A 26,391-nucleotide genomic window follows, 5' to 3' on the forward strand; every position below is an offset into this window, starting at 1 on the left:
CCAAAACTTTGGTGTTAAATCAAACTAACTGCCGGGCCTTTGGCCCGGCTTTTTTTTGCCTAAATCATTGTAATAATGTTACTTATTCTTACATCCCATTACAATTAAATGGGTAAGAGATAAAAATATCTTAGCAATATCAGCTTATACAATTAGTTTAAAAAAGCACGGCAGCTTCTCCAATCATCAATAACTTGTGAGGCTTATAGATTAAGCACTATTGATGAAACTTTCATCAATTCGGTAGGTCATGGACAGCTATCATGAAAACTTGAAAAACAAATATTACCAAAGGCTATTGACAAACGACATTTCTTAAAAGTTGCCATAGATTGTAACAATATACACCGTTACTCTCTCATTTACGCGATCGCCTTTAATTAATGCATTGCTAATATCTTATCTCCTATGCTCACAAAAGCTCTCTTTGAAACCAGTGCTCTGGCACACTTCGAGTTCACAGCATGTCAAATAAATGGATAGCTTTGGTCGTACTTATTCTATGCCTCGCTCTGATCGCAATAGGCGAGGCAAATTCGTGGCCCTTATAACGACTTATCTATAAAGCGTTTCATTCTGTAAATCTTTATATAAGTAGGCAACCTGCTCTCCATACCCGTTAAAGAGTAGCGTTGGTACCTCCTTGCTCAAACCTAGAGGGCGTTCACTTGCCTGCGACCATCTGGGGTGAGGCACATCTGGGTTCACATTCGCCCAAAAGCCATATTCGTCCGCAGCAACTTGCTCCCAAAAACTAATGGGACGTTCTTCAACCAATTCAATGCGCGTTATTCCCTTGATCGACTTAAAACCATATTTCCATGGCACAACCAAACGCAAAGGAGCTCCAGATTGCTTGGCAAGTGGCTTGCCATAAAATCCAGTTGCCAAAAACGCCAGTTCGTTTCGCGCCTCTGCAATGCTAAGGGCCTCCACATAAGGCCAGGGGTACCAAGGTTGCCGTTGTCCGCTAGCAACTTCAGGCATCGAAAAGCTCTCAAACCGTACATATTTTGCAGTACTTAATGGTCCAGCCTTATCCAGTAACGCTGCTAAAGGTATTCCTTGCCAAGGTACCACCATGGACCAAGCCTCAACACAGCGGTGGCGGTATATACGCTCTTCAACGGGCACGGCTGCCAGCAATTCATCCATTGCAAACTTTTTCGGTGTCTCCACCAAGCCATCAATTGTTATCACCCACGCGTCAAGCGGCAATGCTTGTGCCGCTTTGGCAATGTATTTATGCGAACCAAACTCAAAATAATTATTGTAGTTGACCGCTTCATCATATGGGGTCAGCCGTCGTCCACCTATGGCCACTTGTGACTGACTTTGTTCTGTACGCTTTTGCGCCAATACTGGGTTAACTCCAGTTGCAGTAACACCAATGGCTCCTGCAAATCCTAGGGATTTTAAAATCTGGCGGCGGTTCAAAAAATGCTTTTCATCTGTCACCTGTGCTTCCGAAAGCTGCCATGGTTTTCCTGCATTGTTTGGGGTGTTGTTTTTATACATGGGTCTCTCCTTAAAACCCAAGATAGCGCCATTGGCACTCACCCCCAAATAAAACTGTTGTGATGAGAAATGAAAGAGGGTTGCTTTTCACAACGTCGAAAGTGAAACCATCTTTCATGTCAATTTCTCCAAGTTGCGCCAGCCATAGGCAATTTCATTCAAGACAACGTCCGCGCGTTCATCCTTTCTAGTCGCGACGACGGCACCTTTCAGGTGATCGTAAAACAGCACCGCGTTCGAATTCCCTTCCAACACCCAAAGAGCCGTACCGCGATATCTCTCATTTTTTAGATGCTGCGCAGCGGCTTTGACAAGCGCAAGGCCGATGCCGGCCCGTTGAAAAGATTGCAGGACATAGATTGCTGAAATTTCGCTGTCGTATCCGTTTTTCTGGAGATCATCGTCGCGCTGTTTGTTGCAGGCGCAAAACCCGACAAGCCTGCCGTCAACAACGGCCTTGTAAACTTTAATGTCGTCATAGGCATGCGGTTTTTTAAGCATGGCATGCCACCGCGCTGTACGGTCCGCGACTGACAAGGCATCAAGCATGGGATTCGGAAGAAGACCGCCATAGGTTTCGCGCCAAGAGTTTACATGTACTTTTGCGATAGCCGCTGCATCCTCCTCAGACACAGCCTCGATTTCGTAATTACTCTTCGATGTATCCATGACTAATTTCGCTTTTCAAAGTTAGAGCGCGTTCGTCGGTTTGGGCTCATCCAAACCGTAGGAATTGGCTCCAATAAAAGTTTGCGACAGAACCATGAAAGAGGGTGCCCCGATACCGGGACACCCCTTATAGACACACTACCAATGCTTATTAGGCAGCTTCAGCAGCTTTCTTGCTAACAACATCTTCCGCAGCCTTGCCAGTCAACTCCGCTAAATGGTCAAACTGCTTTTGAAAACCGGCGACACCGGCAGTTGCCGAGCGCAATTCGACGATCATGTCGTCCAATTCACTCTCTGGCATCATAGCTTCGACCTGATCCCAGCCTTCCCAGCCATCACGCGCATCAAAGCCAAGGATTTGCCCACGCCGACCAGAAATAATCGCATTAATCCGCGCAGTAGTATCGGAAGGGCACTGAACGGCAACTTTGGCTATGGGTTCCAGTAATACTGGCTTACACTGCTTCAAACCATCGCGCATGGCCAAAATAGCGGCCATTCTAAAGGCTTGATCTGAGCTATCCACGTTGTGATAAGAGCCGTCTTTCAACTCCACCGCCACATCAACCACAGGAAAACCAAGTGGTCCTTGCTGCAAGGCTTCTTTCACTCCCTCGCCAACGGAAGGAATATATTGTTTTGGCACCACGCCACCAGTAATGCTGTCGCTAAATGCATGCCCTTCACCACGGCTCAAGGGTTTGATTTCAAGAACCACATCACCAAACTGGCCATGACCGCCACTTTGTTTTTTATGCCGCCCGCGCAGCTCAATAGTTCCACGAATGGTTTCTCGATAATCAATGGTCGGTGTTCGCCGCATAGCGTTCAAACCAAAGCGGCTTTTCAAGCGCTCGAAGGCCACCCGCAAGTGCATTTCCCCCTGCCCTTCCAGCAAGGTTTCGCCGCTCCCTTGTACATGACTAATTTTGAGAGATGGGTCTTCCTCACATAATTTACCCAGAGCAGCAGACAGCTTCACCTCGTCTTTGCGTTCTTCAACCTTAATAGCCACAGAAAGCACAGGCTTAGCCACAACTTGCTCACCAAGCTGCACTTCAGCACAAGCATCAACGCCCAGCGTATCTCCGGTTTGCACGCTTTCCAGCTTGCCAAGCGCCACCAGTTCACCCGCTTCTGCACGAGTACACTTATTCACTTTATCTCCCATAACCTTGGAGAGAGAAGAAGCGCGGACCTCGTTGCCCTTTGCATCATAAAGCGTTGTAGTCTCTTTCAAATTACCGCGCAGCAATCGCGCTACCGACATCTTGCCGCCATGGGCCGTTTGCAAGGTCTTAACGACTTGCAATAAACCATTACCCTCAGCTTCAACTCCAAGTCGCTCACAAAGCTGTGTCACACCAGGGGCTTCATGTCGTAAAGCTTTAAGTAGGCGCCGAATACCATTGCCATTCTCGGCTGAACCGATAAACACAGGGCAAACTTCACCGCGCTGGAGCTCAAGCACCAAATCTTCAAAAACATGATGTGTGTCAGGGGCTTCATCTTCCAAGAGCTGCTCCATTAACGCATCGTCGTGATCCGCTAGTGTTTCAAGCATCTGGTAACGAGCTTCAAGCTCCCTGTTCAGCTCCTCATCAGGTAATGCAATGGCTTCGCTTGGTCCATTTTCGTGATAAACAAAGGCACGCTCCAGTGCCAGGTCAATAAAACCGGTTGCAACTCCGTCTTTCCAAATAGGAATTTGCCGAAGCAATAGCGGCACGGTTGAAGCGGGCTGCAAAGCAGCAAGCGTTTCTCGAACGCGGTGATTGGCACGGTCAATTTTGTTTAAGAAAAGAACCCGTGGGATATTCTTGTCTTCCAGCTGCTTTAATATCACTTGCAAAGATGGAATTTTCTTTTCATCCGGCTCGGCAACCACGATGGCCATATCAACACCATCAAGAACGTTTGCGCCTTCGGTTAAAAATTCGATAGAGCCAGGACAGTCAATAAAAGTGTAACGATCTCCCTTATATTCACAATCAGCAATATTGAGCTCAACACTCATGGAATGATTTCGTGCTTCTGCTGAGCTATCTCCCAACGTAGAGCCAGCTCCCACTTGGCCCTGTCTTGGAATGGCCCCCGTTCGTGCCAGAAGTGCTTCCAGCAAGCTGGTTTTGCCGCTTGCAAAAGGCCCCATAATGGCAACACAACGAGGGCTGCGTTCCCTGCCTCCGGCAGCTCCAGATTTTTTTTCTCCCATGACCGTCACTCCGTATCGTTCGTGTGAAGTCGACACGTTGTCCGGGCGCCTATCAGGAGGCGCTCAAGAACGACGCGCCTTTCTCCGCTTTAGCGGAATTTGATGGTCGCAGGAGAAAGCCCTTTCTGGCAAGTAAAAAAACAAGCAAATATATTTGAGAGAGAAAAATGTGACAGTCCGCCGCATACTGTGCAATATCACAGATGAAATATAGGTACATCAACGTATAAACGCACTTTCATTCAAGCGAGCGGGGTAAAGCAAGTATTCCTCCACCCCACACCATTTTTCAATCCGCTGGCACCTTACTTGGTTGCCGTTAATGTTAATCCGGTAATACCAGCACGGATATTCGCACCCGTCTGGCTTTGCAAACTAACCGGTTGCAAGGTGAAAGCATCAAGTGAACCGCCAATAAGAATGTTGGACTGAACCCCGGCACCTAAAGCAAACCCAGCAGAAACACCTCCATAAGAACCTTCCAAGGCACCAGGCTTCATATTAACAGAAGGGGCAAGAACTCCCCAAACAATTGTACCAGATTTAACCGGACCAATATCTATTCCAAACCCGGTGATTGTTCCTAAATACTTTTCACTCCGGCCACTTGTTGCTTGCTTGAAAGTACACCCAAGCTCATGCTTGGATCCAATAATAAAGGTTGAGGCTTTCGTAATTTCACAAACCAAGCGGCCAACCTCAACACCTGCTCCACCTTTCTTCTCACCCCCTTTTTTGGGCTCAGATGTAGATTTAGGCGCTGCTTTGGGCGTAGCCTTGTTTTCCGCAACTTGCCAACTAACCCCGTGCACGTGAGTGAGCGTAGAATTACTTTGCCCAAGGACACTTGATGAGCTGATAACTGAAAAACCAAATAAGCTGGCAAGAAGAAGTGACTTTGAATAATTCATCGATTGACCTCCATGATTACAGCAACAGAGGCTCACTCAAAGTTAGTATTGTCAAACAATCTTCAAGTTACTGGTAAACCAGAAAAATACAAAAGCCGTAAACTTTGCATACTTATAATAATTATACGATGCAACCGATAGGCATTTACTATATAAATTACGACAAATTTTATCTTTAATAAAAAATTAAGCATATATTCAAAATACTTAATTAGTGTTTCATATCTCGATAAATGAATTTGATTTATTGAATACTACAATTCAAAATATGGTTAATTATTACCATGGAGAATCGCTAGTTATGTCAGTGCAGAAGAAAACAGCACTTGGGCTGCTGTCCCTATCACTGGTGGTAGCGCTGAATTGCACAGCCCGCGCAGAGCAAGCGGTCACACGTGTTTCCGCAGGATTAGGCCGCGTTGACGGCTATGTTATGGGAATGGGTGGCGCGAATTTCCGTTATGATGTGGGCGAAGGGCTTATAAGCCAATACGATATCTCAGGCGGCGGCTTAAACAACTACGGCTTTCTAAAAGGTACTGCCCATGTTGGTTTTCGCAAGTTAGGTGTTGGGTACTTCGGCTTTTTTGGTTCAGCCTCATATATAAACAGAGAGAATGGATCAATCGGCCACGCTGGAGCAGAAGCCCAACTCAACTATGGCCCTGTTACAGTTGATAGTAAGATTGGCTTTAATATAATTGAACGTAGCGGCTCAATAATGGGTGGAGCCGACATATCCTATTATTTTAATCCTGATCTGCGCGTATACGGCGGATATCATTATGTACGTGAGCAGAACCTCTACGCCGCTGGTATAGAATTTCGCCCTTCACAATTTAATGGCAGCAATGTCACATTCTTCGCTGACGCCCGCGCGGCCACAGACGATATTCGCAACATAACCGTCATTGGCGGCGCGAAAATCACATTTGATGCCTATAGGTCTTTACTGGATGAGAATCGTAATCGTTTCTTGTCAAGCGATTACCTATTAGATCAACTGACGGTGAAATAGCCGATGTGTTAGGGCCTCTCAAAGCAGAGGCCCCAACTTTTTGACAATTAACGCTGCACTTGCGAAAGCAACCTCAACGCCTCCTGTAACTTGTCAAGATCAATCTTGGGTTTACCGCTTTCGTTCTTCTTTGCATCGTTCTGCTTGCTATCTTTAACCTGCGCATCAGTCGCCGCTTGACCCTGAACAACTTTTTGTTGGCTCGCTCCCGCAGTAGCTTGACTTGCATTAGCTTGGCTATGTTCAACCTGACTTTGCCTTACAGCACCATCACCCACACTTTTGATAGCTTCCAGCAAACTATTGAAGGCCTTAGACTCCGAAGCCAAAACTCCAAGTTCAACACTATTCATTGCAATCAGTTCATTAAATGTCACATCATCACCAACATTCATGCCGGGCATGTCATGGGCCACACCGGCAAGGCTGGGGTTATCATGATTAAACTGATAGTTATCTAACGCTTGGTCTTTCCGTTCATGATAAAAGACACCATATTTTTCTTTCAAATTGAAGATATCGCTTGATCGGGGGGTTTCCATTAGCAAGCCGATTTCTACATCCGCATAGGGGTTTCCTTGGATATCAATAAGATCACGTAGGACCACCAATCCACGTCCCCCAAGATCACGCTCCAAAACTAAATTACCGTGCTCCAGCACCGGCTTGATAGTTTTATTGGGGTGCACACCACCCAAATCAACGAAATTGTAAAAGTTGTAATTCTTGATTGCGCTTGCATCATCCATCGCATCGCTGCTGAGAGAAAGTGCCAGACCAGTTTCCATCAGGCTATGATGATACTGCAAAACCATCGTTGAAATAGGCACCAGTTCTTCACCCGCGGCAATAGCAGCCTCGGCATTATTCTTTAAGTCTTTATAGCCTAGGACGCTCATATTGAATGCCGCCAAAACCGCCAGGCTGTCAGTTGTGGTGCCAGAGATATCCGCCCCGATATAGGGGCCGTAAAACCGCTCCATAAATTTAACTGTACTGCGGTCCAAAAGGTGGTTTTTGAAAATACCCAAATCCGGCCACTCGTTAATGGCGAAGTCTAAAATCGGTTGCCGCGCCCTACTCGCCGTATTAAAAGCAATTTTGTTGCGCAGTCCTTTGCGAAAAGCTTCTATTTGCGTGCCATAATCACCGCCGCCCCCCAGCTCGAAATACTCGCCAACAGCCCGCAGCGCATCACCCACTGCAAAAACATCATCCACCTGATTGCCGGTATTAAACTGTTTCACAAAAGCCGCAGCCCGATTGATTTGCGTAACAGCACGCGCCGAACCCTCCGCATCAGCTTGCAGTTTCAATACCCATTTGGTGAACAGATTTGAAAATGCACTGCCAAAATACGAATTATCCGGTTTCTCACCGCTATATAAAACCGTACGCAGCACATCAAACATGGTCGAAATTTGCGCAGAACGCAGCACATTTCGTGCCTCTTGAACAGCTTGACCATAAATAATAATAGGGGCCACAGTTTTCTCCTTGCTAAAACGTCGAGTTGTGGGAGTACGCCTCCCCTCTGTTTGCAAGACGCTTCAAAACAAGTGCTGTGAACGAAAAACGCCCCGGAGTTTTCGGGGCGCTCAGTTATTCTATTCGCTGACTATATTGATTATTTCAAGCTGGCACAAAAACGCTGAATACGTTCACAAGCCTTGGTCAACGCTTCGGTCGACGTTGCGTAGGAAACGCGGAAGTTTGGTCCCAAACCAAAAGCAGAGCCGGGCACAACTGCCACACCTTCCGCCTCAAGCAGCTCAGAAGCAAAATCAGTATCAGTCTCCAGAACTTTGCCGCTTGGTGTGGTTTTACCCATCAAGGCAGCACAGGATGGGAACACATAAAACGCCCCTTCCGGAACCGGACATTCCAAGCCAGCCGCTTGGTTCAACATAGAAACAACCAAATCACGGCGACCTTTAAAGGTCTCGTTATTTGGCGCGATAAACTCTTGTGTACCGTTCAAGGCTTCAACCGCTGCCCATTGGGAAATCGAACATGGGTTCGACGTGGACTGCGATTGGATTTTTGCCATTGCCTTGATCAGGTTCTGCGGGCCACCCGCATAACCAATACGCCAACCGGTCATGGAATAAGCTTTGGAAACACCATTACAAGTGAGTGTGCGTTCATAAAGCTGCGGCTCAACCTGTGCAGGTGTTGTGAACTCGTAATCATCATAGACCAGATGCTCGTACATATCATCGGTCATGATCCACACATGCGGGTGCTTTAACAACACATCCGTCAACGCTTTCAACTCGTCACGTGTATATCCGGCACCCGATGGATTAGATGGTGAATTGAAAATAAACCATTTTGTTTTCGGGGTAATAGCCTTGTCCAGAGCTTCAGGAGTGATCTTGAAGGTCTTTGGGTCAGCATGCACAAATACCGGCTCACCACCAGCTAAGAGCACCATATCCGGATAAGAAACCCAATAGGGTGTCGGAATAAGCACTTCATCACCAGGATTAATGGTCGCAACAAGTGCATTGTAAAGTACTTGCTTACCACCAGTTCCAACGGTAATTTGGCTGGTTTCATATGTTAGGCTGTTATCGCGCTTGAATTTTTCGCAAATTGCTTGCTTCAGCTCGGGAATACCATCAACAGCTGTGTATTTGGTTTTACCTTCGCTGATTGCTTGAATAGCAGCTTGCTTAATATTTTCAGGTGTATCAAAGTCTGGCTCGCCGGCTCCAAGACCAATAACGTCTCGGCCAGCAGCGCGGAGTTCACGTGCCTTATTTGTAACTGCAATAGTTGCAGATGGTTTTACACGTGAAAGCGCGTCGGCGATAAAGCCCATATTGCCCTCCATGGAAGCGTTTTGTGCGCGAAAATGCAGCGCAAAAGAACCTAAGATGCACCAGCAACACTGGCAAGAGAAAACACGCAGTCACTCGAAGATTCCTCGGCTTATCCCGTCTCCCCTAGTAAAATATTGCATCTGCTGTTAATTTCTGCATGAACAATCTTGCTACCTCATCAAGCAACTCTTGTAGTGAGCTCAAGTAAGCAGTAAACGCCCTTCTATCAGGGAAACAATCTTCAAAGAATCGTCACAGGCAAATGATCCGCTCTCCACAAATCCGTATTTTTATCGAAAAGCTCTATAACAGCAGCTTCATTCGCTTTTGCATTGTTGGCACAACCGGACTGCTCGTTGATATTCTGGTACTCTATATTCTATTGGCTTGGACAAACCTTAACCCGTTTGAAGCACGTGTTCTTTCCATTTGGGCCGCCATGTCCAACAACTGGTTTCTAAATCGGGTATTTACATTTCAATCCACTAGGCACTCAACCCGATGGCGCCATATCACAAGCCAGTACCTGCGCTTTGTAATGGTTAATACACTAGGCGCATGCATCAACTATGCAGCTTATTCGCTCTTACTCATTTCTTTTGTGCAGCTTCCACCAACCTTAGCAGTTGCTATCGCTACGTTTGCTTCACTAGCGTTTAATTATCTCGGCTCAAAGGCTTTTGCCTTTAGGAGTAATTAGAATAAAGGCAATTTATCTCATTAACGTATAGATAACCGCTCAAAATGATACCCCAGCATTGCCTTTGTATTGCCTTACTGGCGTATGTTTTTGGTCTTAATGCAACGCATATAATTCTTCATCGCGCATTCAGCGACACACTCTACCTATTGATTTAAGGAGGATTGATATGCAAACAACCAAATTACAAAGAATAGTAGCCCTAACCAGCACATGGCCAAACTGGTCACCGGTAAGCTATGCAAGCATTGCCGCTGCACTACCACTGTTTGCCTACATTGCAATGTATTTAACAAACTAGCTATGAGTTATATTTCCAAGCACAAACAACAAGTGAGCATTACAGGCCGGCAGCCATAACCCTGTCGGCCTTCCTCTAACATCCCCGACAAAACAAATAGAAAATTTATCCTATACACATATAACAAAAACTTCTACTTGCGAGCTATTGAAGAAAGTAGGATAGTTATAGCAACCAAATAATATTGCGGAGGAGAGAATATGGTCGACCTCAACCTGTCCGCTGCGTCAATACGCATGATTGCCCAAAAAGCACGCGCTCTATCAACCTCAATTCCAGATACTTACGAGGACGGCCACGAAGGCGATATGAACTTCAATCCGGTCTCGCTAAAGCTCAACCGTTCTGCCGAAGGGCTCGCAGAGGAAGAAAATGACGACCTGCTGGACGATGAATTACGCGAGTTAATCGCAGATCTCAATGTTGACGAAGCAGCAGAGTTGGTTGCAATAACTTGGATAGGACGTGGCGATTTTGACCCAGCAGATTTTGATCAGGCGGTTATTGAGGCTAAGGAGCGGGCCACTAATTCCACTGCAACCTATTTACTTGGGCTTCCTCATTTGCCCGATCACTTGGAAAATGGCTTAAATGAGTTGCAACTATAGTAGTGTATTTAGCAAAGGAATGGCTAATCTACTGAAATTTCCCTGACTATCTCTACGTATATTTGTAAACATACCCATAGACAGCAAAGTAAAAATATATAATCTCTACTTCATTCCATGAATCATTGGGATACTAGGGAGCTTTGAGACAAGTTATGACACTTTCAAAAAAGAATAGCCCGCTCTATAATTATAAAAAGAAGAACGAGTACACATTGTCTGACCGAGATTCACAAAAATCACCTTGGCCGACAGCACTTGTAACTGCCGCTGCTGCTATTTCCCTGATACTCATAAGTCAGCTGGTATTTACTTCCTAATCAATTGATTTTATATCTTAAATACATTTACTCGCGATTACACAACGTTGTTACCCGACGACGTGCAACTACGAGAGAGCAAATTATGGCGAAATCTTGATTATGCGCTATGCAATTTATATGTAAAATAACTAACCACCATTAGTTTCTGTTATAAATTTAGCTTCTGTAACGAACAACTGAGTAGAACTGTCTTGTATTAAACAGGTCTCTGAAATAATTTGCCACTATGTCTAGACCTGTCGCAAACCTTCTCCTTCTCTGTACCGGCCTGATTTGGGGCATGGCATTCATAGCACAATCAACCGCTATGGAATCTATGGGTCCCCTCCAATTCGTCGGTCTTCGCTTTTTACTAGCAGCATTCGTTATTTTGCCGTTACTGTTTTGGGAGGCAAAACGTAGTAATAAGTCGATTTTAAAAAAGAACACCTTACCCAGTATGCTAGCTGTCGGTCTTTGCTTTTTGCTGGGTAGCTTGTTGCAGCAATATGGTATCATCCTTACATCGGTGACCAACTCCGGCTTTTTGACGGCAGTTTATGTTGTGCTAACACCAATACTCGCCTTACTGATGTTTCGCCAACACCCGCACCCCTTAGTTTGGGTAGCCAGCCTTATAACGCTAGCAGGCGTTTATTTGCTCGGGGGGGGAAGCCTAACCAGCTTGAATATGGGCGATGCCTATATGCTGATAGGTGCTGTATTCTGGGCACTTCAAGTAATTCTTGTCGGGAAGCTCGGTGCTCAAACAGGCCGCCCAATTGCCATTGCCTTCATCCAATTTCTCATGGTTGGCTGTTTTGCAACAACGATAAGTTTGTTCACTGAACCAATCTCTATTGCAGTACTCAAGTCTGGTTGGGTTGAGCTTTTCTTTGCCGGTGTTTGTTCTGGTGGTATTGCATTCACGCTGCAAGCTTTTGCCCAGCAATACACAAAGCCCGCAGATGCTGCCATTATGCTTTCATCCGAGGCACTCTTCGCGGCTCTATTTGCTGCGCTGTTACTAGGCGAGCGCATTCCGCCAATTGGTCTCATTGGCTGTGCACTTATCTTCCTCGCGATCTTAATGGTGGAGGTATTACCTCATCTTATTAAGAAAAAGGCTCAAGCAGGTTACACAAGCTAGCTCAATTGTGAGGCTGGGCAAAGCGCCCAGCTTCAATAGCCTATAAGTTCATTTTGACAATTAAATATTACACGTGTTGAGTTATAACCGGGTTCAAGTAATCTGCGCAGTTTAATGCTCCAGCCAGACAAGCACCTTACTCATGTTTAGCCCTCCCCACCGGCCAAATGAGCGCGTAGGAACCAGGCCATTTTCTCATGTTTAAGAATTAGATCCTCCATTAGGCTAATCGTACCCACATCATGTTGCCGCTGCTCAATACTGTCGTGGTACAAACGTAATTCACGTACAATTGCCTCATGGTCCTGTACAAGCGCACTCACCATCTCCTGTGCATCTGGCAAAGGCTTGCTATGAGGTATTTCCTTAAGCCGCGTATGCTCATGAAATGCGTGCATCGAACCAAGAGGGTGGCAACCAAGTGCACGCATTCGCTCGGCGACGTCATCAACAATTTCAATAAGTGAGTGATACTGCTCATCAAGCAACATATGCTGACTGAGAAACGAGTTCCCACGAATATTCCAATGACAGTTCCATGTCTTAACCAGTAAGACAAATTCATCGGCAAGAAGACTATTCAAAACTTTCGCGGTTTGCTCACGCGCACTGCTGGTTAAACCTAACGACGCCTGTTCCATGCATGCCTCTACAATTACATTGTTGTTGCAGGCAACAATGTAAACAGAAGGAATGAGGCAAGCTTTGCAAAGCCCGTTAAAATAAGCTTGAATGACGTAAGGATAAATCAGGAACTTTCATCTTCATCTCACCCAAGCTTTAACGACTATTTTTTAGGATGACCGCGCGTACCGGGGCGTCCAGCGGTGCTACGCCCACGTTGCTTCCCTGTTGTCGCATCGCTCAATGGTATCGCCACATGAGCACCCATTTCATCTAAACTAGGTTTATGAGCCCGGCTTTTCTGAGGGATATTTCCCTTTGCGCCATATTTTTTCTGTCCCTCAAAACCACCGGATTTTTGCTCCACATCCCGTTGGCGCGCCATCGGATCATCACTAAGTACCATTTCGGTTTCTTGCAAACGTTTCACTTCATCACGTAAGCGCGCAGCTGTTTCAAATTCAAGATTTGCCGCTGCTTCAAGCATTTGCTTTTCAAGGTCCTCTATATGTGCCTTTAGGTTATGGCCAATAGTAGCTCCCTCCTCTGCAAAGCCAGAATCAACACTCACATGATCTTGCTCGTAGACACTTTCAAGAATATCCCCAATGTTCTTGCGGACACTTTCAGGGGTAATACCATTATCAAGATTGTAAGCTTCTTGCTTCTCACGTCGGCGATTGGTCTCACCTATTGCCCGCTCCATGGAGCCGGTCATTCGATCCGCATATAGAATGACCCGCCCATCAACATTACGAGCTGCACGACCAATTGTCTGAATAAGTGATGTTTCCGAGCGCAAAAAGCCCTCCTTATCAGCATCAAGTATAGCAACTAAAGAGCACTCGGGAATATCGAGCCCCTCACGCAACAAGTTAATACCGATAAGGACATCAAACACGCCAAGCCGTAAGTCTCTAATAATTTCAATACGTTCTAACGTATCTATATCCGAGTGCATATAACGGACGCGAACACCGTTATCGTGTAGATACTCGGTTAAATCCTCTGCCATCCGTTTGGTCAGTGTTGTGACAAGGCTACGGTTTCCACGCAGCGCTTGCTGCTGCACTTCACCCAAAAGATCATCAACTTGCGTTTTAGCGGGACGAATTTCAATATCAGGATCAGTTAATCCTGTAGGGCGAATAACCTGCTCGGCAAAAGTACCGCCAGACTCATCCATTTCCCAAGACCCCGGTGTGGCAGAAACCGCAATAGTTTGCGGCCGCATCGCATCCCACTCTTCAAATCGTAATGGCCGATTGTCCATACAAGATGGCAAGCGGAACCCATATTCAGCCAGCGTTGCTTTACGACGAAAGTCACCACGATACATCGCACCAATCTGCGGAACCGTAACATGACTTTCATCGATAAAAACAAGTGCATTATCAGGTAAATACTCAAAGAGCGTTGGGGGTGGTTCCCCCGGAGCACGCCCGGTCAGGTAACGGGAATAGTTTTCAATACCAGCGCATGCGCCGGTTGCCTCAATCATCTCAATATCAAAAGTACAGCGCTGATCCAATCTCTGAGCTTCAAGTAAGCGCCCATGGTCATTCAACTCTTGCAGTCGCGCCTTAAGCTCGGCTTTAATTTTCTTAACAGCCTGATTTAGCGTGGGCTTAGGAGTCACATAGTGCGAGTTGGCATAGATTTTAACTTCTTGAAGCTCCCCCGATTTTTGACCGGTCAATGGGTCAAATTCAGTTATGGCCTCGATCTCGTCACCCCATAACGAAATACGCCAGGCGCGGTCTTCATAGTGCGCTGGAAAAACTTCTATCGTATCGCCACGAACCCGAAATGTGCCACGCTGGAAAGCCGCATCATTTCGCTTGTATTGTAGAGCAACCAAGTCAGCTAGTAACTGGCGTTGCTCTATCCGCTCGCCCACCTTCATTGAAAAGGTCATTTCAGTATAGGTTTCTACCGAACCAATACCGTAAATACACGAAACCGAAGCCACAATAATTACATCATCACGCTCCAATAGTGCACGTGTTGCCGCGTGGCGCATCCGGTCAATTTGCTCGTTTACCGAGCTCTCTTTTTCAATGAATGTATCCGAGCGTGGCACATAGGCTTCAGGCTGATAGTAATCATAGTAGGAAACAAAATACTCAACAGCATTGTCGGGGAAAAAAGCTTTAAACTCCCCATACAGTTGGGCTGCAAGTGTCTTATTGGGTGCTAAAATCAAGGCTGGTCGCTGTGTTTGCGCTATAACCTGCGCCATACTGAATGTCTTACCAGATCCAGTAACCCCTAATAGAACCTGGGTTTTATCATCAGTTTGAACACCCGAAACCAATTCAGCAATCGCAGTTGGTTGGTCACCTTTCGGCTCAAACGGGGAATCCAGTCGAAAAGAGACCCCACCCTCGGACTTTTCGGGGCGCTCTGGCCGGTGAGGTACCCATGATTCTTCGCTATCAGCCAATCCTCGTTCAATACGATCAGCCAAGGCTTGTACCGTGGCAGTTGCTCCGGTAACAGCTGGTTCTTTGGCTTTTTTCTTTTTCCGCTTATTGTCTTTTCTATGTTTTTCTAGAAGCACCTCGGCCTCTTCAAGAGACATATCAACACCAGCAACAGCGCTTAAACCGCCCTCAACACGTTCGCGTGGCGTTTGCCCGGCACCAAGAGAAGTGCCACGTACAGTTCGGTTGGCTTGAGCATCTTGCTTTTTATTAGCTGCACTCTTTTTAGAGGTTGAACGAGCTGATACAGACTTTTTCTTGTTTTGTGATGCCTGTTCTTTTTCTAGTTTGCTTATAGTCTCGTTTAGCTGTTCGTCGCCAATCGCTTCGGCCCAACGTTCAATTCCACCATCAGGCAATTCAGCAATAAATGCCGCTTGAGGCGCTTCTGCAAAGCCCTCCTCATTAATTTCATCATTGACTTGATTTCGAGATGACGTTGGCTTTTTCATGGCGCACTCCGCTAATCAATGGCCACACTATCTTCTAAAGGCTCACCAAAATCAAGCATTGTTCATCTTTTGTTCAATGAACATAATACGCCGACTTCGATGAAGTCAGTTAGTATTTAATTTAGTATAACCAGATAAAAACAAACAATTATTAGATAAAAAACAAATTCAAAACCACTTTTGTTTTAGCATCATAAAAAAATCAGAAAAGACCATCCAAGTGCCAAATAAAATTATAGAAATAATATTTATCTTAACTTTACCACTATTTCTTTTAGTGGCTAGAGGCGGTTATGTCCATGCTGCTGGTAGCCCCCCCATATCCAGCCGTTTCACGGCACAAGTAAAGCATGCCCAAGGCATTCATCTTGATGGGAGACCAGCACCAGAGTTCAAAACAGCCTGTCTTAAGCGCTACAGCCAATTCATCGGACCAAAAGCAATTGCTACATATAACTCAAAACCAAATCCTATAGTGATAATGAGTTATTTAAACACAACCATAAAGCTCGAGAAAATGAAGATTACACAATTAAGTGCTTTCTTCACCACGAGGCTACCTGAAAATCTACATAGCCAAGGCCTAAGGCACATCATCTTTGTTTTACCGCAGGGAACAAGCCAGCCCCTTTTGCATTTGCAATTACAGTTAAACGCTACAAGTCAATGTTATCTTGGCTCAAAGCCGCTTGGAATAATCAAATAAAAAGGCGCACCAACAAGGATGCGCCAGATCAGTGAAAACCTAATACAATTTAGAATGCCAGCCGTATTTTCGAACTTACTGCGAAGTTCCATGAAGAATCATAGTCATATGTTGCGGCAAGCCCTGTAGGTACATTGCTGTCCAAAATGCGGATTTCTTCATCCTCACTTGCGCTCTTATAAATCGCAGCTGTACCAAGTGAGAACTTCACATTGTCATTTACGTCGTAGGAAAACCCGACACCCAAATTGTAAGTGTCAGAGTAGCTTCCTCCAATACCTTTATCCCATGTTAAGCTTGTGCCCACACCCAGCTTATCGGTCAACTGGTGCTTAACAAAGCCGCGTACTGTCCACCCGTCACTATATCCGAGCACACGTGTGCGGAATGACTTATCTGCAAAGTCAACACGAAGTTCATCTAGTGTACTCCAGTCCATCCACTTGGCACCTAAGCCAACTAGCCACCCTGGCGCAACGCCGGATTGCAATGCTACCTCAACTGATTGCGGCAATGTAACAGAGGCCGTACCAGGGCGAGCTGGTATCATGCCTAACCCCTCAATGGTTCTGTTACCTTCTAAATCAACAGTCGTTTTTGAATCATAACTAACAACAGCCCGCAATGCATATTCCGGCAATTCATAGGCCGCCCCGACGCGCCAGCCAACACCTACCGAGTTGGAATTAAAGTCCAATATGGCCTTATAATCCTTCCGCGGGTCCAAAACCGATGTAGGTAAAGAAACGCCCTGCTTTGCCAAACTAGCTGTAATAATTGAGCCATGCGCATATGTCGTGGAATAATAGGAAAGATCCATAGCGCGTGCACCGCCAAAGATACGAATATTATCGTTTTCACTCAGTTGAAACTTATAGGCACACATACCATCAATGGCTAAGCTCGTAGCATCAGTTGAGTCAATTTGGTAACGCCCTATCCAATTTTCGGAGAATTGCTCGCTTATCTCCCAAGGGTTATGGACTTTAGCCATACAATCCAAATTATCAACCACACGGAACTTAGCGGCAAAACCATAACGCCACACATTAGGGGTTAGAGGAGATGTTGTTGAGCCATCACTAACATCAATGGCAGCAACTGTTGTAGGGGGGGTAAAACCTAACCGCTTTGCTTTGGTGTTTTTCACTTCAACATTTCGATTAACAACCGTTGCGCCCAGCTCAAAGACGTATTTCTCTTTTGCAAATAAAATATCAAATGAGCCTAATCCTTGAGTGTCGTAGCCACCAGCCATAGCCGAAGTCGAACCGGCAACAAACAAAGTGGCAACCACACTTTTCTTAAATACCCCAGAAATCATATATCCCCCCAACCAACAAAAGGTCGTTACAAAAAGTTAGAATTTTTCAGCTGTGGCTATCACCATCAACTATTAGTTACTTGAAGATATGTAAAATTTGTCATTGATTGAAATCATAGGTATAAAAATATAAGGGTCAATACATACAATTGATGCAATTTTCTGGGATAACAGGGTTGTAAATATCGTATTGAGCAATATTAATAATCAAAATGCCGACAAAAGGTTCATTTGCACTAATATTTCAGTATCTACATTCTGATATAGGTGAATTTTTCTTAATTTAATCCTGGCATTAATTTCAAGTTTGCCAAGTAAATATAAATATATAAAAAGAACAGTGTCATATTTACAACAAATTTATGACATTGTGCCAACTGGAATCTTTAATACGATATCGCGTAGGACTATTAGAAACCACGGCAACTTTCATAGGCTTGCTGCAATGTTGACCGCAAGCGATCACTATTATCGTTACTTAAAACCATATTCCATGCGTCATGCTTTTGCAGCTCACGCAAACTACAGCTGCATACTTGCTGGCATAGCGTTTTTTCTTGTCCAACGACACAATTGTTTACGCAGCTATTTACAAATGCTTGCTCTTGTAGTCGCTGAACTGGAAATACGATTAAACTCAAGTTAATCGCGACAATGAGTACCGGCTGATGCACGAGATAGATTAAAAGGGACTGTCGCCCCGCCCAGGAAAGTGGACCACTTTTAGGCTTTACAGTATTTGTAGCAAACAACATGCGGCGCGCATTTAAAACCTTGGCACAAACAATACCCGCAAGCATTACGGCGAACCAAGGAAAAACAGGAACAAAGTCAACCGACCTGGGTGCATGTGAAGTAAGCCCAGTCCAAAACAACCAACGGCCTCCGTATTCCAGTGGCGGCAAGTACCACCAGAGAAGCAATACGAGGGAAATACCAATAAGGCTGATAAGTGCCGGGGCCGACAAAAACAACAGCGCGATGAACGAGAAAAAGAAAATAGCATGCAAGATGCCGAACCTTACAAACCCATCGCCCATTAAGTAAAAACTTGCAAGACTGACGAGCAGAGCTGCGATAAGCAACTTCACTTCACGGCGTAAAAAACGCCGCCAACTCCAACTGTTAAGCGCAAAAATTTGCAGGCTAACACCAGAAAGAAATATAAAGCTGCCAGCAACGAAACGGGCAAACCACTGCCATTGCGGCACGGCCATAATATCAACCGAAATAATATGGTAATACGACAAATCCCAGGTGAAATGGTAAACCACCATTAATAACAGTGCGATACCCCTAGCACGATCAAGCCAAACAAGCCGTGCTCCCTTCGATTTATCTAGTATCTCAATATTATGTTTCAATCCAGTATCCCACAAGTTGGCAAGAGCATACTTACGCAATCCAATACCATAACGCAATTTACTTCGAATAATCGGAACCAATAGCTTGTCGCATATTGAATGCCCTAGAAAAAACAAGTTTTGATAATTATCAGGAAAAATGTTTAAGCAAGATAACACGCAGCCTTACAAACCTGCTCCGCTAACATTTAAGGTTAAGCGCAATGCCCTTATTGTAAGCGCCCTGACAGTCATTACTCTTATTAGTGTAGCGTGCACGCCGCAAACGATCGCACCTGCTGAGTACAATCACCTGATACAGGCCATACCGGTAAATGCCACTCAAAGCAGCCCGGCAAAAAAAGCCCCCCCCAAAAAAGAAAAGGATTACATTTGCGCCAAGGCATCTTGGTATGAATTAACGTCACGAACCGCAAGCGGAGAAATGGCAAACCCAGAGAGTTTATCTGCGGCTCACCGAACACTCCCGTTCGGCACTTTAGTTGAATTAGTCAATCCCAAAACACACCGTAAAGTCATTGTACGTATTAATGATCGTGGTCCCTATGCCAAGCAACGAACAATTGATGTAACCCGCCGTGCTGCCCGCGAATTGGGCTTTTTACAGCAAGGCCAAGCAATACTGCATATGCATGTTGTTAATGGTAATACGGCAAGCCTACGTGGCAATAGGTGCCAGTAGCCCCCTGAAATCGCGGTGTTGCCCTGAAGCGAGATTAGCGCCAATTCTTGTGCTAGGAATAGCAAAGAAACAAAGGTAGCAGCAATGCGCAGGGCAGCACGAGAGAGTAAAAAGCGACCGTTTTTCAGCCCGATTGTAAAACAAATTTGTATAACAACAATAGCTTATTTCCTATGCTTTTCACTCGTTAGCCCCCCCCTATATGCTGCAGATAAACTGCCCTTACAAGTCGTGCCCGGAGGCAACCGAAATGAGAAGCAACCCACCATACCCGGAGCATCACACCAAAGAACGAAAGCGCGCAAAACTTCGTTCGAACGTAAGTATCAACGTATCCTAGCTTTATTGAAGCGGGATAAATCGCTACACCATATGATTAGCTCTGTTGCCAAAACCTATGATATCCCGCCATCCCATTTGGCAGGTGCTATAATTGGTGAGCACACCTACAACTACGACAGTCTTGATACTGCACAAAGCTACTACCTCAAAGCCCTTGAATACGCCGGCATCCCAATCGTATTTCAATATAATGGCGAGGCACTTATTAGCTTTATAAAACGCCCCCAGTTTTCTGGTTGCCTACCTCAATCCAGCGCGAAGAAGTGGCGCTGTATCGAGCAAACCTGGAAGAACAAATTTCAAGGGAAAGGCATTGGAAATGAATCATTTCCCAATATATCTTTCTCAAAGGCTTTCTTGCATCCACTTTTTGCCGGACAAAGCTTTGGCATTGGTCAAATCACACCGCTTACAGCCCTCAAAATGGACGACATCACTGTACAACTCGGTCATCTGCAACCGCTTGATATCAACAATCCTAAAGACCTGTACCGCAAAATAATGGATCCCAAAACATCGCTACATTACTCTGCTGCCGTGATTAAAGATGCAATTACTGCCTATAAGGAAACAGCTCGAACAGACATTACCAATAACCTTGGCATAACCGCAACGCTTTACAACCTAGGCAACCCTTGGGAACGGGCAAGACAGCACTTAAAAAAGCGGATAAAACACCCGGGTCTTCTTCCGCAAGAAAATTACTATGGCTGGCTTATCAACGTAAAACAGCGAGAAATCACGGCTCTTTTTGAGCAAACCAGCCATTAATTCTATAAATAAACTATTTCAAGAAAGGGTTGTGCAACCGCTCTTCACCAAAGGTCGATGCCTCACCGTGGCCTGGCAAAAATGCAACATCATCCCCCAAAGGCAACAGCTTTTCCTTTATCGAAGCGATCAAATGCCCATGGTTACCACCGGGCAAATCCGTTCTACCTATTGAACCTTGGAATAACACGTCACCGCTAATCGCAACTTTCATATCACTTTGATAAAAAACTACATGACCAGGCGTATGGCCGGGGCAATGCAAAACATTAAATTCCAAACCAGCGGCAAGAACAACATCACCTTCTGACAGCCAGCGGTCCGTTACAACATTCTCAGTCCCTGGCAAGCCAAAGCGTTCTGCTTGTTCCACAACACTCTCAAGCAAAAACTTATCGTCCAAATGCGGGCCTTCAATCGGTACAGCAAGTTTTTTAGCAAGCTCGGTAGCACCACCAACATGATCAGCATGCCCGTGCGTAATTAATATACGCTCTATTTGCACACCCATCTCGTCAAGTGCTTGGCAGATCATATCCACATCCCCACCGGGATCGACCACAACTCCTTTTAAGGTTGCAGGTGACCATAAAACACTACAATTTTGCTGAAAAGCCGTCACTGTTAAAACAGTAATCTGTAGCTTAGGCAATTCATCGCCCATCTCTTGAGTTCTATCAGCCTCATGCGACATACGCATCTCCTGTAATTGATTTGAATGATCGAAAATCTCTTTTTGCTGGCTATTACTTATCAATATATTTTTCGAAGAACCACTTTCATTTTAGAAATGATGACAGCGACTAACGACCACGGCCTAATTTTCCGCCTATCCCGATCCTACTATAAGCATCATTAACAATGAAAATTCACTCTTATCACGAATTACCTGAAACAAATTAATTGTTATACTCTGTAATCATATCTTTAAAACACAATACAATTTGAAAGAAAAAGTATAAAAATGATAATACCCATAAATTTACAGGGGTGACAGCTATATTTTCACTATAAATACTTGCTCAAAGACCCAACTGCCACTTATGATAGACTATCTCTTACGTAGAGCACCGTCCTTGCTAATTATTAGTTGGCAAATCGGGTCCTAAGGAATTCGCCATAATTCTCTTTGGATGGACTTGTATGTCCTTATTTTTGATAGTGGCTTTTTGAGTTGCGGGCGAGAAGGAAGTACCCGCAGGAAAGGCGATATTGTAATGCATAATGGGAATTCGGGTCGTCGCACTCGCAACAAACGGGGCGGCAAGCGCGAATTTGGTGCTGAACAGGAATTTGGTACAGAGTTTGCTCCCCCAGAATTTTTGCAGGAATCCCCAAGAGATTACTCAAGGGATTCATGGGGAAACGCAAATAATTCCCAGTACAACACCCCTGATAACTCCAGATCTTCAAATAACAATATGGCAGATAGAGGTTTTGGTGCAGGTGGCTATAATGCCAATTCACAACGCGGTGCAAACCGCTCCCAGCCTTACGCCCAACAACCATCACCAGCTTATCAAGCCAGCGGCTATGGCAATAATAATGAGCGCGGTGGTTTTGGCGGCGACCATGGTAACAATCATGGCGGCGGTAATAGTGGTGGGCCGAGGCGCTCCTATCCCCCTGTTGAGCGTGGTCCAAGGCAGTATGGAATAGTAAAATTTTTCAAGCTTGATAAAGGCTTTGGTTTCATCACACCGGATGAAGGCCCCAATGATGTTTTTGTCCACATTTCAGCGGTTGAAAGATCAGGGCTCAATAACTTGTTTAGCGGGCAAAGAATTTCATTTGAAACCGAACCCGACAGACGCGGCAAAGGCCCCAAAGCTGTCGAACTGCGGCTAGAAGAAGCTTCCCAAGCTCCAGCTCAAGGTGCAAGCCAGCAACAGCAAACGCCGCAAAACGCACCGCAAGCTAACAATCATCATAGCAGTGAACAGCCTGAGGTGGTTTGGGACCAGCCCATGCCCGACGAAGTAGACTAGATAGCAATTAAGTAGTGTGGTCACATTGCTGCCTACACTACTTTTACCACTGGCATCTGCCATTATATGTTTTGCTTTGCTTACAATGTGCTGGCAAAGCGCAATACCCGTACTGCGTTCAAAAACGGTTCTTGTTTAGAGTAACTTGACAATTCATCGGAATATCGTTTTATCCATTTCAGCACTTGAAACAGGAAATAACGCCTATGAATTATCGCCACATTTACCATGCAGGAAACATAGGCGACGTACTTAAACACATTGTTCAAGCCAACATCATTCGGTATTTGCAGAAGAAGGAAGCCCCATTTCGTGTCTTCGATACCCATGCAGGTATAGGCCTATACGATTTAACCAGCGAAGAAGCCCAGAAAACAGGCGAGTGGCAAGCTGGGGTCGGCAAGGTCTTAACAGCAAAACAAGAAAAGAAAATACCAGCATCTGTTGAAGCCGTGTTAGCCCCTTGGCTTACAACTATTACCGATATGAACGAACAAGGGACAATTACCTGCTATCCTGGATCACCAGAAATCAGCCGTCGTCTGCTAAGAAAACAAGATCGCCTGACATTGACTGAACTACACCCAAATGATTTTGAGCAGTTAAAGCACAACTTCGGTGGTGATAAAAAAACAAAACTAATACAACTTGATGCCTGGTTGGCGCTCGGTAGCTTCCTTCCTCCCCGTGAACGCCGCGGTTTGGTTTTGGTTGACCCAGCCTATGAGGTTGAAGACGAATTCGAACGCTTGGAACAAGCCACCGCAAAAGCCTACAAAAAGTGGGCAACCGGTGTTTACGCACTCTGGTTTCCGGTGAAAGACCCGAGATCGGTTAAAAGGTTATCGCAGGGCTTAAAAGCAAAGGGTGTCAAAAATCTCTTAAGTGTTGAATTATCAGCTGGTCGCATCTCTCCTGATCAACCCATGCGCTCCAGTGGCATGTTTATTATCAATCCGCCATACACACTTAAGCAACAACTTGATTGCGCCTTGCCTTGGCTCACCAAGTGCCTCGCCCAATCAAACGAAGCCTATTTTAAACTCGAGCAACTCATACCCGAGTAAGTACTGGCAATTTACCTGCGAGAATTGAGAAATTGCATAAACTGGCATTTTAAGCCAATCTCGCAGGTAGTTATAAAGCCGATGCTCATGTTTTATTGTTGGGACAAATAAATCGTTTTATCGACTGGGTGAAAAAGGCTGCAAATGTTGACCTTTATCAATTTGCTAGCTTAGCCGGTGTGGTTCGCATCTCAATAAATACGAGACGCAAAATATTCTTGGGCGTACAATAGGGTTTCGGTAAAACAAAGGAGCGTGTTTTGCGAAATAGTTTGCACAAGATCATGAAGATCATCCTAGGGAGTTTGGCTATAGCACTGGCAACACTCTCAATAGCGAGCTTAACGCAAAGTGCACAAGCCGCCGACTATAACCATAAAAACCCAACGGCTTACACCACACCCAACGATCGCATACCCTATTGCGATGCCACATCGTCACAATCCGCTGTTGCCAGCCGTATTGCAAAGGCTTTCTACGACTACTATGAAGGTAGAGAGCTTGAGGCACTACACTTGATACAAGAAACAGGCTATCGCATTGATAACCCAAGCCCATTAGCAAGGCGCTATTGTCAAGCAGCTGCAACACTTTCCGACGGTCAAAACTACCAGCTATATTTCAGTATCGTAGAGGATTTGGGGCTCTTCGGTGTCACTTGGGATGTTGAAGTTTGCATATTAGGCTTGGATAAATACCATGTTTACGGCGGCAAATGCAGGGTTGTAAGACCCCCCTCCTACCACTAAGCCCCTCCTACCACTAAACAGGGCGTTTATTTCGCTTCATAGTTTGGACCCTTAACGCCTATGCGCAACCGGCATTATCTACGTGTATATACCTTTGATTTTATTTCAATTTTATTTGATATTAATAAGAATTAAATTTTACCAAGCTATTTGAGAGATCCGGTTTACTATGAAACAACTCACAACACCTACAAACACCCACTTAGGGCAAGAGACATCGGAAAGCTATACATACTTATTAGTTTACGCCACACGAGAAGGCCAAACACGGGAAATAATAAAAACTATTTCTTCAGTACTCGAAAGCGAAGGGCACACATGCCACTACTTGCCTCTCATTACAGGTTCAGAATCGATACCGGCACTTCCTAAAGAAACAAAAATCATCATTGGGGCACCAATTCACTTTGGTTATCATCATTGTGCAGTAAGTAAGTTCATAAATTTAAACAAAGCAAAGCTTCATTGCCACCAAACTGCTTTCTTTTCAGTCAATCTATTAGCGCGTCATAAAGAAAAGAGCACACCAAATACCAATATCTATCTCCAAAAATTCTTAAAACATCAGCAATTTCGCCCTAGTATTACAGAGGTATTTGCAGGCGCGGTAAACTACCCCAAACTGGGACTAATGAGTAAAATCGCACTCCTTGCAATAATGAAACTGACAAAAGGTCCCACAGATACCTCCCAAAACCACGTTTTTACAGACTGGCGAAAAGTCAAAAGCTTCGCAAAAGACTTATCGCACTGGCCCAAGACAGCAAAACATAAACGCGCTCTCATTTAGTTTTGAAAACTACAAAATGATTACTTCATTAAACATTGGCTTTGCAGCAATCCATAAACCGTTCTAAGGGAGAACAACGTATTGGGTGCGGGGTCAAAACAAAAATTTGCAAGCTCTTTAAAGATCTGCTTAAAATATTACTCACTGCAATTTTTAAACATATACCCTAAGAGGTCGTAGTATGCTGGTTTTAAGAAGTGCCCCCCCTTCTCCATTTGGGCGAAAAGTAGTTATCGCTGCCGCCGTTTTAGGATTTAAAGATAAAATCACTGTAGAACAGGCAGATTACACCTCAGAAACCGACAGTTTGCGGCAACAAAATCCTTTAGGAAAGATACCCGTACTTATCCTTGAAGACGCAACAACACTGTACGATAGCAGGGTAATAACCGAGTATTTGGATTTTCTGGCAGGCGGCGAAAAGCTCTATCCTGCAGGTGCAGCGCGATTTGAAGTCCTGACGAAACAGGCCCTAGCTGATGGTATTTGTGATGCAGCAATTCAAATCGTTTATGAAAAACGGTTCCATGAAGAACAAAAGCAAAATGAAGAACTCATTTCCTATCAAAAACAAAAGATTATACGTGCATTAGATGCTTTCTCAACCAACCCTCTTCAAAAAATAAAGCACAGTTCCCCAAATGGAGCGCAAATTGCACTTGCTTGTGCACTAGGCTATTTAGATTTGAGAATGGAAGGTTTTTGGCGTAACGATTATCCGCAACTCGTAGAGTGGCTAGAAGATTTTGCCGCTAATATACCTGAATTTAATGCGACAAAATGCGTATAGTAGCGAGGAAATATAATAGGGTGGGTCAAAACT

General features: G+C 45.0%; 25 protein-coding genes. 14 read left to right on the forward strand and 11 right to left on the reverse strand.

Translation table 11 applies throughout. The annotated features are described in order from the left end of the window. Positions 1-555 precede the first annotated feature (555 nt). The 4 genes from msrP to AYK67_RS10890 all read right to left on the reverse strand — a co-directional run bounded on the left by msrP (position 556) and on the right by AYK67_RS10890 (position 5,316). On the reverse strand, positions 556-1,518 hold the full coding sequence (gene msrP / locus AYK67_RS10875; RefSeq protein WP_068086218.1) for a protein-methionine-sulfoxide reductase catalytic subunit MsrP: 963 nt from the start codon (positions 1,516-1,518) through the stop codon (positions 556-558). 114 nt (positions 1,519-1,632) lie between these two features. Next, entirely contained in the window at positions 1,633-2,187 is a 555-nt protein-coding gene (locus AYK67_RS10880) for a GNAT family N-acetyltransferase (protein ID WP_068086221.1), read from the reverse strand. Between the two features lie 151 nt (positions 2,188-2,338). Further along, positions 2,339-4,405 carry an elongation factor G gene (locus AYK67_RS10885; RefSeq protein ID WP_068086224.1) on the reverse strand — a complete coding sequence of 689 codons (2,067 nt, stop codon included), beginning with the start codon at positions 4,403-4,405 and terminating at the stop codon, positions 2,339-2,341. 305 nt (positions 4,406-4,710) lie between these two features. Beyond that, entirely contained in the window at positions 4,711-5,316 is a 606-nt protein-coding gene (locus AYK67_RS10890; protein ID WP_068086227.1) for a DUF992 domain-containing protein, read from the reverse strand. 301 nt (positions 5,317-5,617) lie between these two features. Here AYK67_RS10890 and AYK67_RS10895 point away from each other — a divergent pair, with 301 nt between their 5' ends. Next, complete coding sequence (locus tag AYK67_RS10895; RefSeq protein WP_068086230.1) at positions 5,618-6,334, forward strand: hypothetical protein; 717 nt, start codon at positions 5,618-5,620, stop codon at positions 6,332-6,334. A 47-nt stretch (positions 6,335-6,381) separates the two neighbouring features. Here AYK67_RS10895 and AYK67_RS10900 read toward each other — a convergent pair whose 3' ends face one another. After that, the gene (locus AYK67_RS10900) at positions 6,382-7,821 is read right to left on the reverse strand and encodes a hypothetical protein (RefSeq protein ID WP_068086233.1); all 1,440 of its coding nucleotides are present in this window, start codon (positions 7,819-7,821) and stop codon (positions 6,382-6,384) included. A gap of 140 nt (positions 7,822-7,961) precedes the next feature. Further along, positions 7,962-9,161: a pyridoxal phosphate-dependent aminotransferase gene (locus AYK67_RS10905; protein WP_068086236.1), complete on the reverse strand. Its 1,200-nt coding sequence runs from the start codon at positions 9,159-9,161 to the stop codon at positions 7,962-7,964. A 263-nt stretch (positions 9,162-9,424) separates the two neighbouring features. Here AYK67_RS10905 and AYK67_RS10910 point away from each other — a divergent pair, with 263 nt between their 5' ends. The 5 genes from AYK67_RS10910 to AYK67_RS10920 all read left to right on the forward strand — a co-directional run bounded on the left by AYK67_RS10910 (position 9,425) and on the right by AYK67_RS10920 (position 12,223). After that, a complete protein-coding gene (locus AYK67_RS10910) occupies positions 9,425-9,862 on the forward strand; it encodes a GtrA family protein (RefSeq protein WP_068086239.1) in 438 nt (145 codons plus the stop codon). Between the two features lie 169 nt (positions 9,863-10,031). After that, positions 10,032-10,163 carry a hypothetical protein gene (locus tag AYK67_RS17690; protein WP_274533526.1) on the forward strand — a complete coding sequence of 44 codons (132 nt, stop codon included), beginning with the start codon at positions 10,032-10,034 and terminating at the stop codon, positions 10,161-10,163. 200 nt (positions 10,164-10,363) lie between these two features. After that, positions 10,364-10,771, forward strand: coding sequence for a DUF3775 domain-containing protein (locus AYK67_RS10915; RefSeq protein WP_068086242.1), 408 nt, complete (start codon positions 10,364-10,366; stop codon positions 10,769-10,771). A gap of 155 nt (positions 10,772-10,926) precedes the next feature. Further along, positions 10,927-11,091, forward strand: coding sequence for a hypothetical protein (locus AYK67_RS17140; RefSeq protein ID WP_156453120.1), 165 nt, complete (start codon positions 10,927-10,929; stop codon positions 11,089-11,091). A 229-nt stretch (positions 11,092-11,320) separates the two neighbouring features. Further along, positions 11,321-12,223 (forward strand): DMT family transporter, encoded by a 903-nt coding sequence (locus AYK67_RS10920; RefSeq protein WP_068086245.1) that lies wholly within the window; start codon positions 11,321-11,323, stop codon positions 12,221-12,223. Positions 12,224-12,369: 146 nt separating this feature from the next. On the opposite strand, the gene AYK67_RS10925 is transcribed toward AYK67_RS10920, so the two are convergent. Next, the gene (locus AYK67_RS10925; RefSeq protein ID WP_068086248.1) at positions 12,370-12,864 is read right to left on the reverse strand and encodes a Dps family protein; all 495 of its coding nucleotides are present in this window, start codon (positions 12,862-12,864) and stop codon (positions 12,370-12,372) included. Between the two features lie 146 nt (positions 12,865-13,010). After that, complete coding sequence (uvrB, locus tag AYK67_RS10930; RefSeq protein WP_476641865.1) at positions 13,011-15,629, reverse strand: excinuclease ABC subunit UvrB; 2,619 nt, start codon at positions 15,627-15,629, stop codon at positions 13,011-13,013. A gap of 376 nt (positions 15,630-16,005) precedes the next feature. On the opposite strand from uvrB, the gene AYK67_RS10935 reads away from it, so the two are divergent. Continuing rightward, on the forward strand, positions 16,006-16,491 hold the full coding sequence (locus AYK67_RS10935) for a hypothetical protein (RefSeq protein ID WP_068086252.1): 486 nt from the start codon (positions 16,006-16,008) through the stop codon (positions 16,489-16,491). A 49-nt stretch (positions 16,492-16,540) separates the two neighbouring features. On the opposite strand, the gene AYK67_RS10940 is transcribed toward AYK67_RS10935, so the two are convergent. Together AYK67_RS10940 and AYK67_RS10945 are read right to left on the reverse strand one after the other, a co-directional pair. After that, a complete protein-coding gene (locus AYK67_RS10940) occupies positions 16,541-17,815 on the reverse strand; it encodes an OmpP1/FadL family transporter (protein WP_068086256.1) in 1,275 nt (424 codons plus the stop codon). A 410-nt stretch (positions 17,816-18,225) separates the two neighbouring features. Next, entirely contained in the window at positions 18,226-19,179 is a 954-nt protein-coding gene (locus AYK67_RS10945) for a heparan-alpha-glucosaminide N-acetyltransferase (RefSeq protein ID WP_156453121.1), read from the reverse strand. A gap of 139 nt (positions 19,180-19,318) precedes the next feature. On the opposite strand from AYK67_RS10945, the gene AYK67_RS16925 reads away from it, so the two are divergent. Continuing rightward, positions 19,319-19,861, forward strand: a complete 543-nt coding sequence (locus tag AYK67_RS16925; protein ID WP_082735758.1) for a septal ring lytic transglycosylase RlpA family protein — start codon at positions 19,319-19,321, stop codon at positions 19,859-19,861. Between the two features lie 84 nt (positions 19,862-19,945). After that, a complete protein-coding gene (locus AYK67_RS10955; RefSeq protein WP_068086264.1) occupies positions 19,946-20,974 on the forward strand; it encodes a DUF1402 family protein in 1,029 nt (342 codons plus the stop codon). Between the two features lie 13 nt (positions 20,975-20,987). Here AYK67_RS10955 and AYK67_RS10960 read toward each other — a convergent pair whose 3' ends face one another. Beyond that, complete coding sequence (locus AYK67_RS10960; RefSeq protein ID WP_274533527.1) at positions 20,988-21,668, reverse strand: MBL fold metallo-hydrolase; 681 nt, start codon at positions 21,666-21,668, stop codon at positions 20,988-20,990. Between the two features lie 523 nt (positions 21,669-22,191). On the opposite strand from AYK67_RS10960, the gene AYK67_RS17695 reads away from it, so the two are divergent. The 5 genes from AYK67_RS17695 (at position 22,192) to AYK67_RS10985 (ending at position 26,358) form a co-directional block, all read left to right on the forward strand. Further along, entirely contained in the window at positions 22,192-22,962 is a 771-nt protein-coding gene (locus AYK67_RS17695; RefSeq protein WP_082735770.1) for a cold-shock protein, read from the forward strand. A gap of 206 nt (positions 22,963-23,168) precedes the next feature. Next, positions 23,169-24,029 carry a 23S rRNA (adenine(2030)-N(6))-methyltransferase RlmJ gene (locus tag AYK67_RS10970; RefSeq protein ID WP_068086267.1) on the forward strand — a complete coding sequence of 287 codons (861 nt, stop codon included), beginning with the start codon at positions 23,169-23,171 and terminating at the stop codon, positions 24,027-24,029. 260 nt (positions 24,030-24,289) lie between these two features. Then, positions 24,290-24,778 carry a cytoplasmic protein gene (locus AYK67_RS10975; protein ID WP_156453122.1) on the forward strand — a complete coding sequence of 163 codons (489 nt, stop codon included), beginning with the start codon at positions 24,290-24,292 and terminating at the stop codon, positions 24,776-24,778. Positions 24,779-24,947: 169 nt separating this feature from the next. Continuing rightward, a complete protein-coding gene (gene hemG / locus AYK67_RS10980) occupies positions 24,948-25,568 on the forward strand; it encodes a menaquinone-dependent protoporphyrinogen IX dehydrogenase (RefSeq protein WP_068086274.1) in 621 nt (206 codons plus the stop codon). A gap of 181 nt (positions 25,569-25,749) precedes the next feature. Next, positions 25,750-26,358, forward strand: a complete 609-nt coding sequence (locus AYK67_RS10985) for a glutathione S-transferase family protein (protein WP_068086277.1) — start codon at positions 25,750-25,752, stop codon at positions 26,356-26,358. Positions 26,359-26,391 lie beyond the last annotated feature (33 nt).

It is taken from the genome of Polycladidibacter stylochi (assembly GCF_001562055.1).
Taxonomy (GTDB): Bacteria; Pseudomonadota; Alphaproteobacteria; order Rhizobiales; family Stappiaceae; genus Pseudovibrio; species Pseudovibrio stylochi.

Bases quoted from the DNA above. Each gene is read 5' to 3' on its own strand.
- AYK67_RS10960 (WP_274533527.1), bottom strand. From the start codon at position 21,668: ATGTCGCATGAGGCTGATAGAACTCAAGAGATGGGCGATGAATTGCCT.
- AYK67_RS10940 (WP_068086256.1), bottom strand. From the start codon at position 17,815: ATGATTTCTGGGGTATTTAAGAAAAGTGTGGTTGCCACTTTGTTTGTT.
- AYK67_RS10970 (WP_068086267.1), top strand. From the start codon at position 23,169: ATGAATTATCGCCACATTTACCATGCAGGAAACATAGGCGACGTACTT.
- AYK67_RS17695 (WP_082735770.1), top strand. From the start codon at position 22,192: ATGCATAATGGGAATTCGGGTCGTCGCACTCGCAACAAACGGGGCGGC.
- msrP (WP_068086218.1), bottom strand. From the start codon at position 1,518: ATGTATAAAAACAACACCCCAAACAATGCAGGAAAACCATGGCAGCTT.
- AYK67_RS10920 (WP_068086245.1), top strand. From the start codon at position 11,321: ATGTCTAGACCTGTCGCAAACCTTCTCCTTCTCTGTACCGGCCTGATT.
- AYK67_RS10905 (WP_068086236.1), bottom strand. From the start codon at position 9,161: ATGGGCTTTATCGCCGACGCGCTTTCACGTGTAAAACCATCTGCAACT.
- AYK67_RS17690 (WP_274533526.1), top strand. From the start codon at position 10,032: ATGCAAACAACCAAATTACAAAGAATAGTAGCCCTAACCAGCACATGG.
- AYK67_RS10985 (WP_068086277.1), top strand. From the start codon at position 25,750: ATGCTGGTTTTAAGAAGTGCCCCCCCTTCTCCATTTGGGCGAAAAGTA.
- AYK67_RS10910 (WP_068086239.1), top strand. From the start codon at position 9,425: ATGATCCGCTCTCCACAAATCCGTATTTTTATCGAAAAGCTCTATAAC.
- AYK67_RS16925 (WP_082735758.1), top strand. From the start codon at position 19,319: ATGTTTAAGCAAGATAACACGCAGCCTTACAAACCTGCTCCGCTAACA.
- AYK67_RS10915 (WP_068086242.1), top strand. From the start codon at position 10,364: ATGGTCGACCTCAACCTGTCCGCTGCGTCAATACGCATGATTGCCCAA.
- hemG (WP_068086274.1), top strand. From the start codon at position 24,948: ATGAAACAACTCACAACACCTACAAACACCCACTTAGGGCAAGAGACA.
- AYK67_RS10890 (WP_068086227.1), bottom strand. From the start codon at position 5,316: ATGAATTATTCAAAGTCACTTCTTCTTGCCAGCTTATTTGGTTTTTCA.
- AYK67_RS10885 (WP_068086224.1), bottom strand. From the start codon at position 4,405: ATGGGAGAAAAAAAATCTGGAGCTGCCGGAGGCAGGGAACGCAGCCCT.
- AYK67_RS10895 (WP_068086230.1), top strand. From the start codon at position 5,618: ATGTCAGTGCAGAAGAAAACAGCACTTGGGCTGCTGTCCCTATCACTG.
- AYK67_RS10880 (WP_068086221.1), bottom strand. From the start codon at position 2,187: ATGGATACATCGAAGAGTAATTACGAAATCGAGGCTGTGTCTGAGGAG.
- AYK67_RS17140 (WP_156453120.1), top strand. From the start codon at position 10,927: ATGACACTTTCAAAAAAGAATAGCCCGCTCTATAATTATAAAAAGAAG.
- AYK67_RS10955 (WP_068086264.1), top strand. From the start codon at position 19,946: ATGCGCAGGGCAGCACGAGAGAGTAAAAAGCGACCGTTTTTCAGCCCG.
- AYK67_RS10925 (WP_068086248.1), bottom strand. From the start codon at position 12,864: ATGGAACAGGCGTCGTTAGGTTTAACCAGCAGTGCGCGTGAGCAAACC.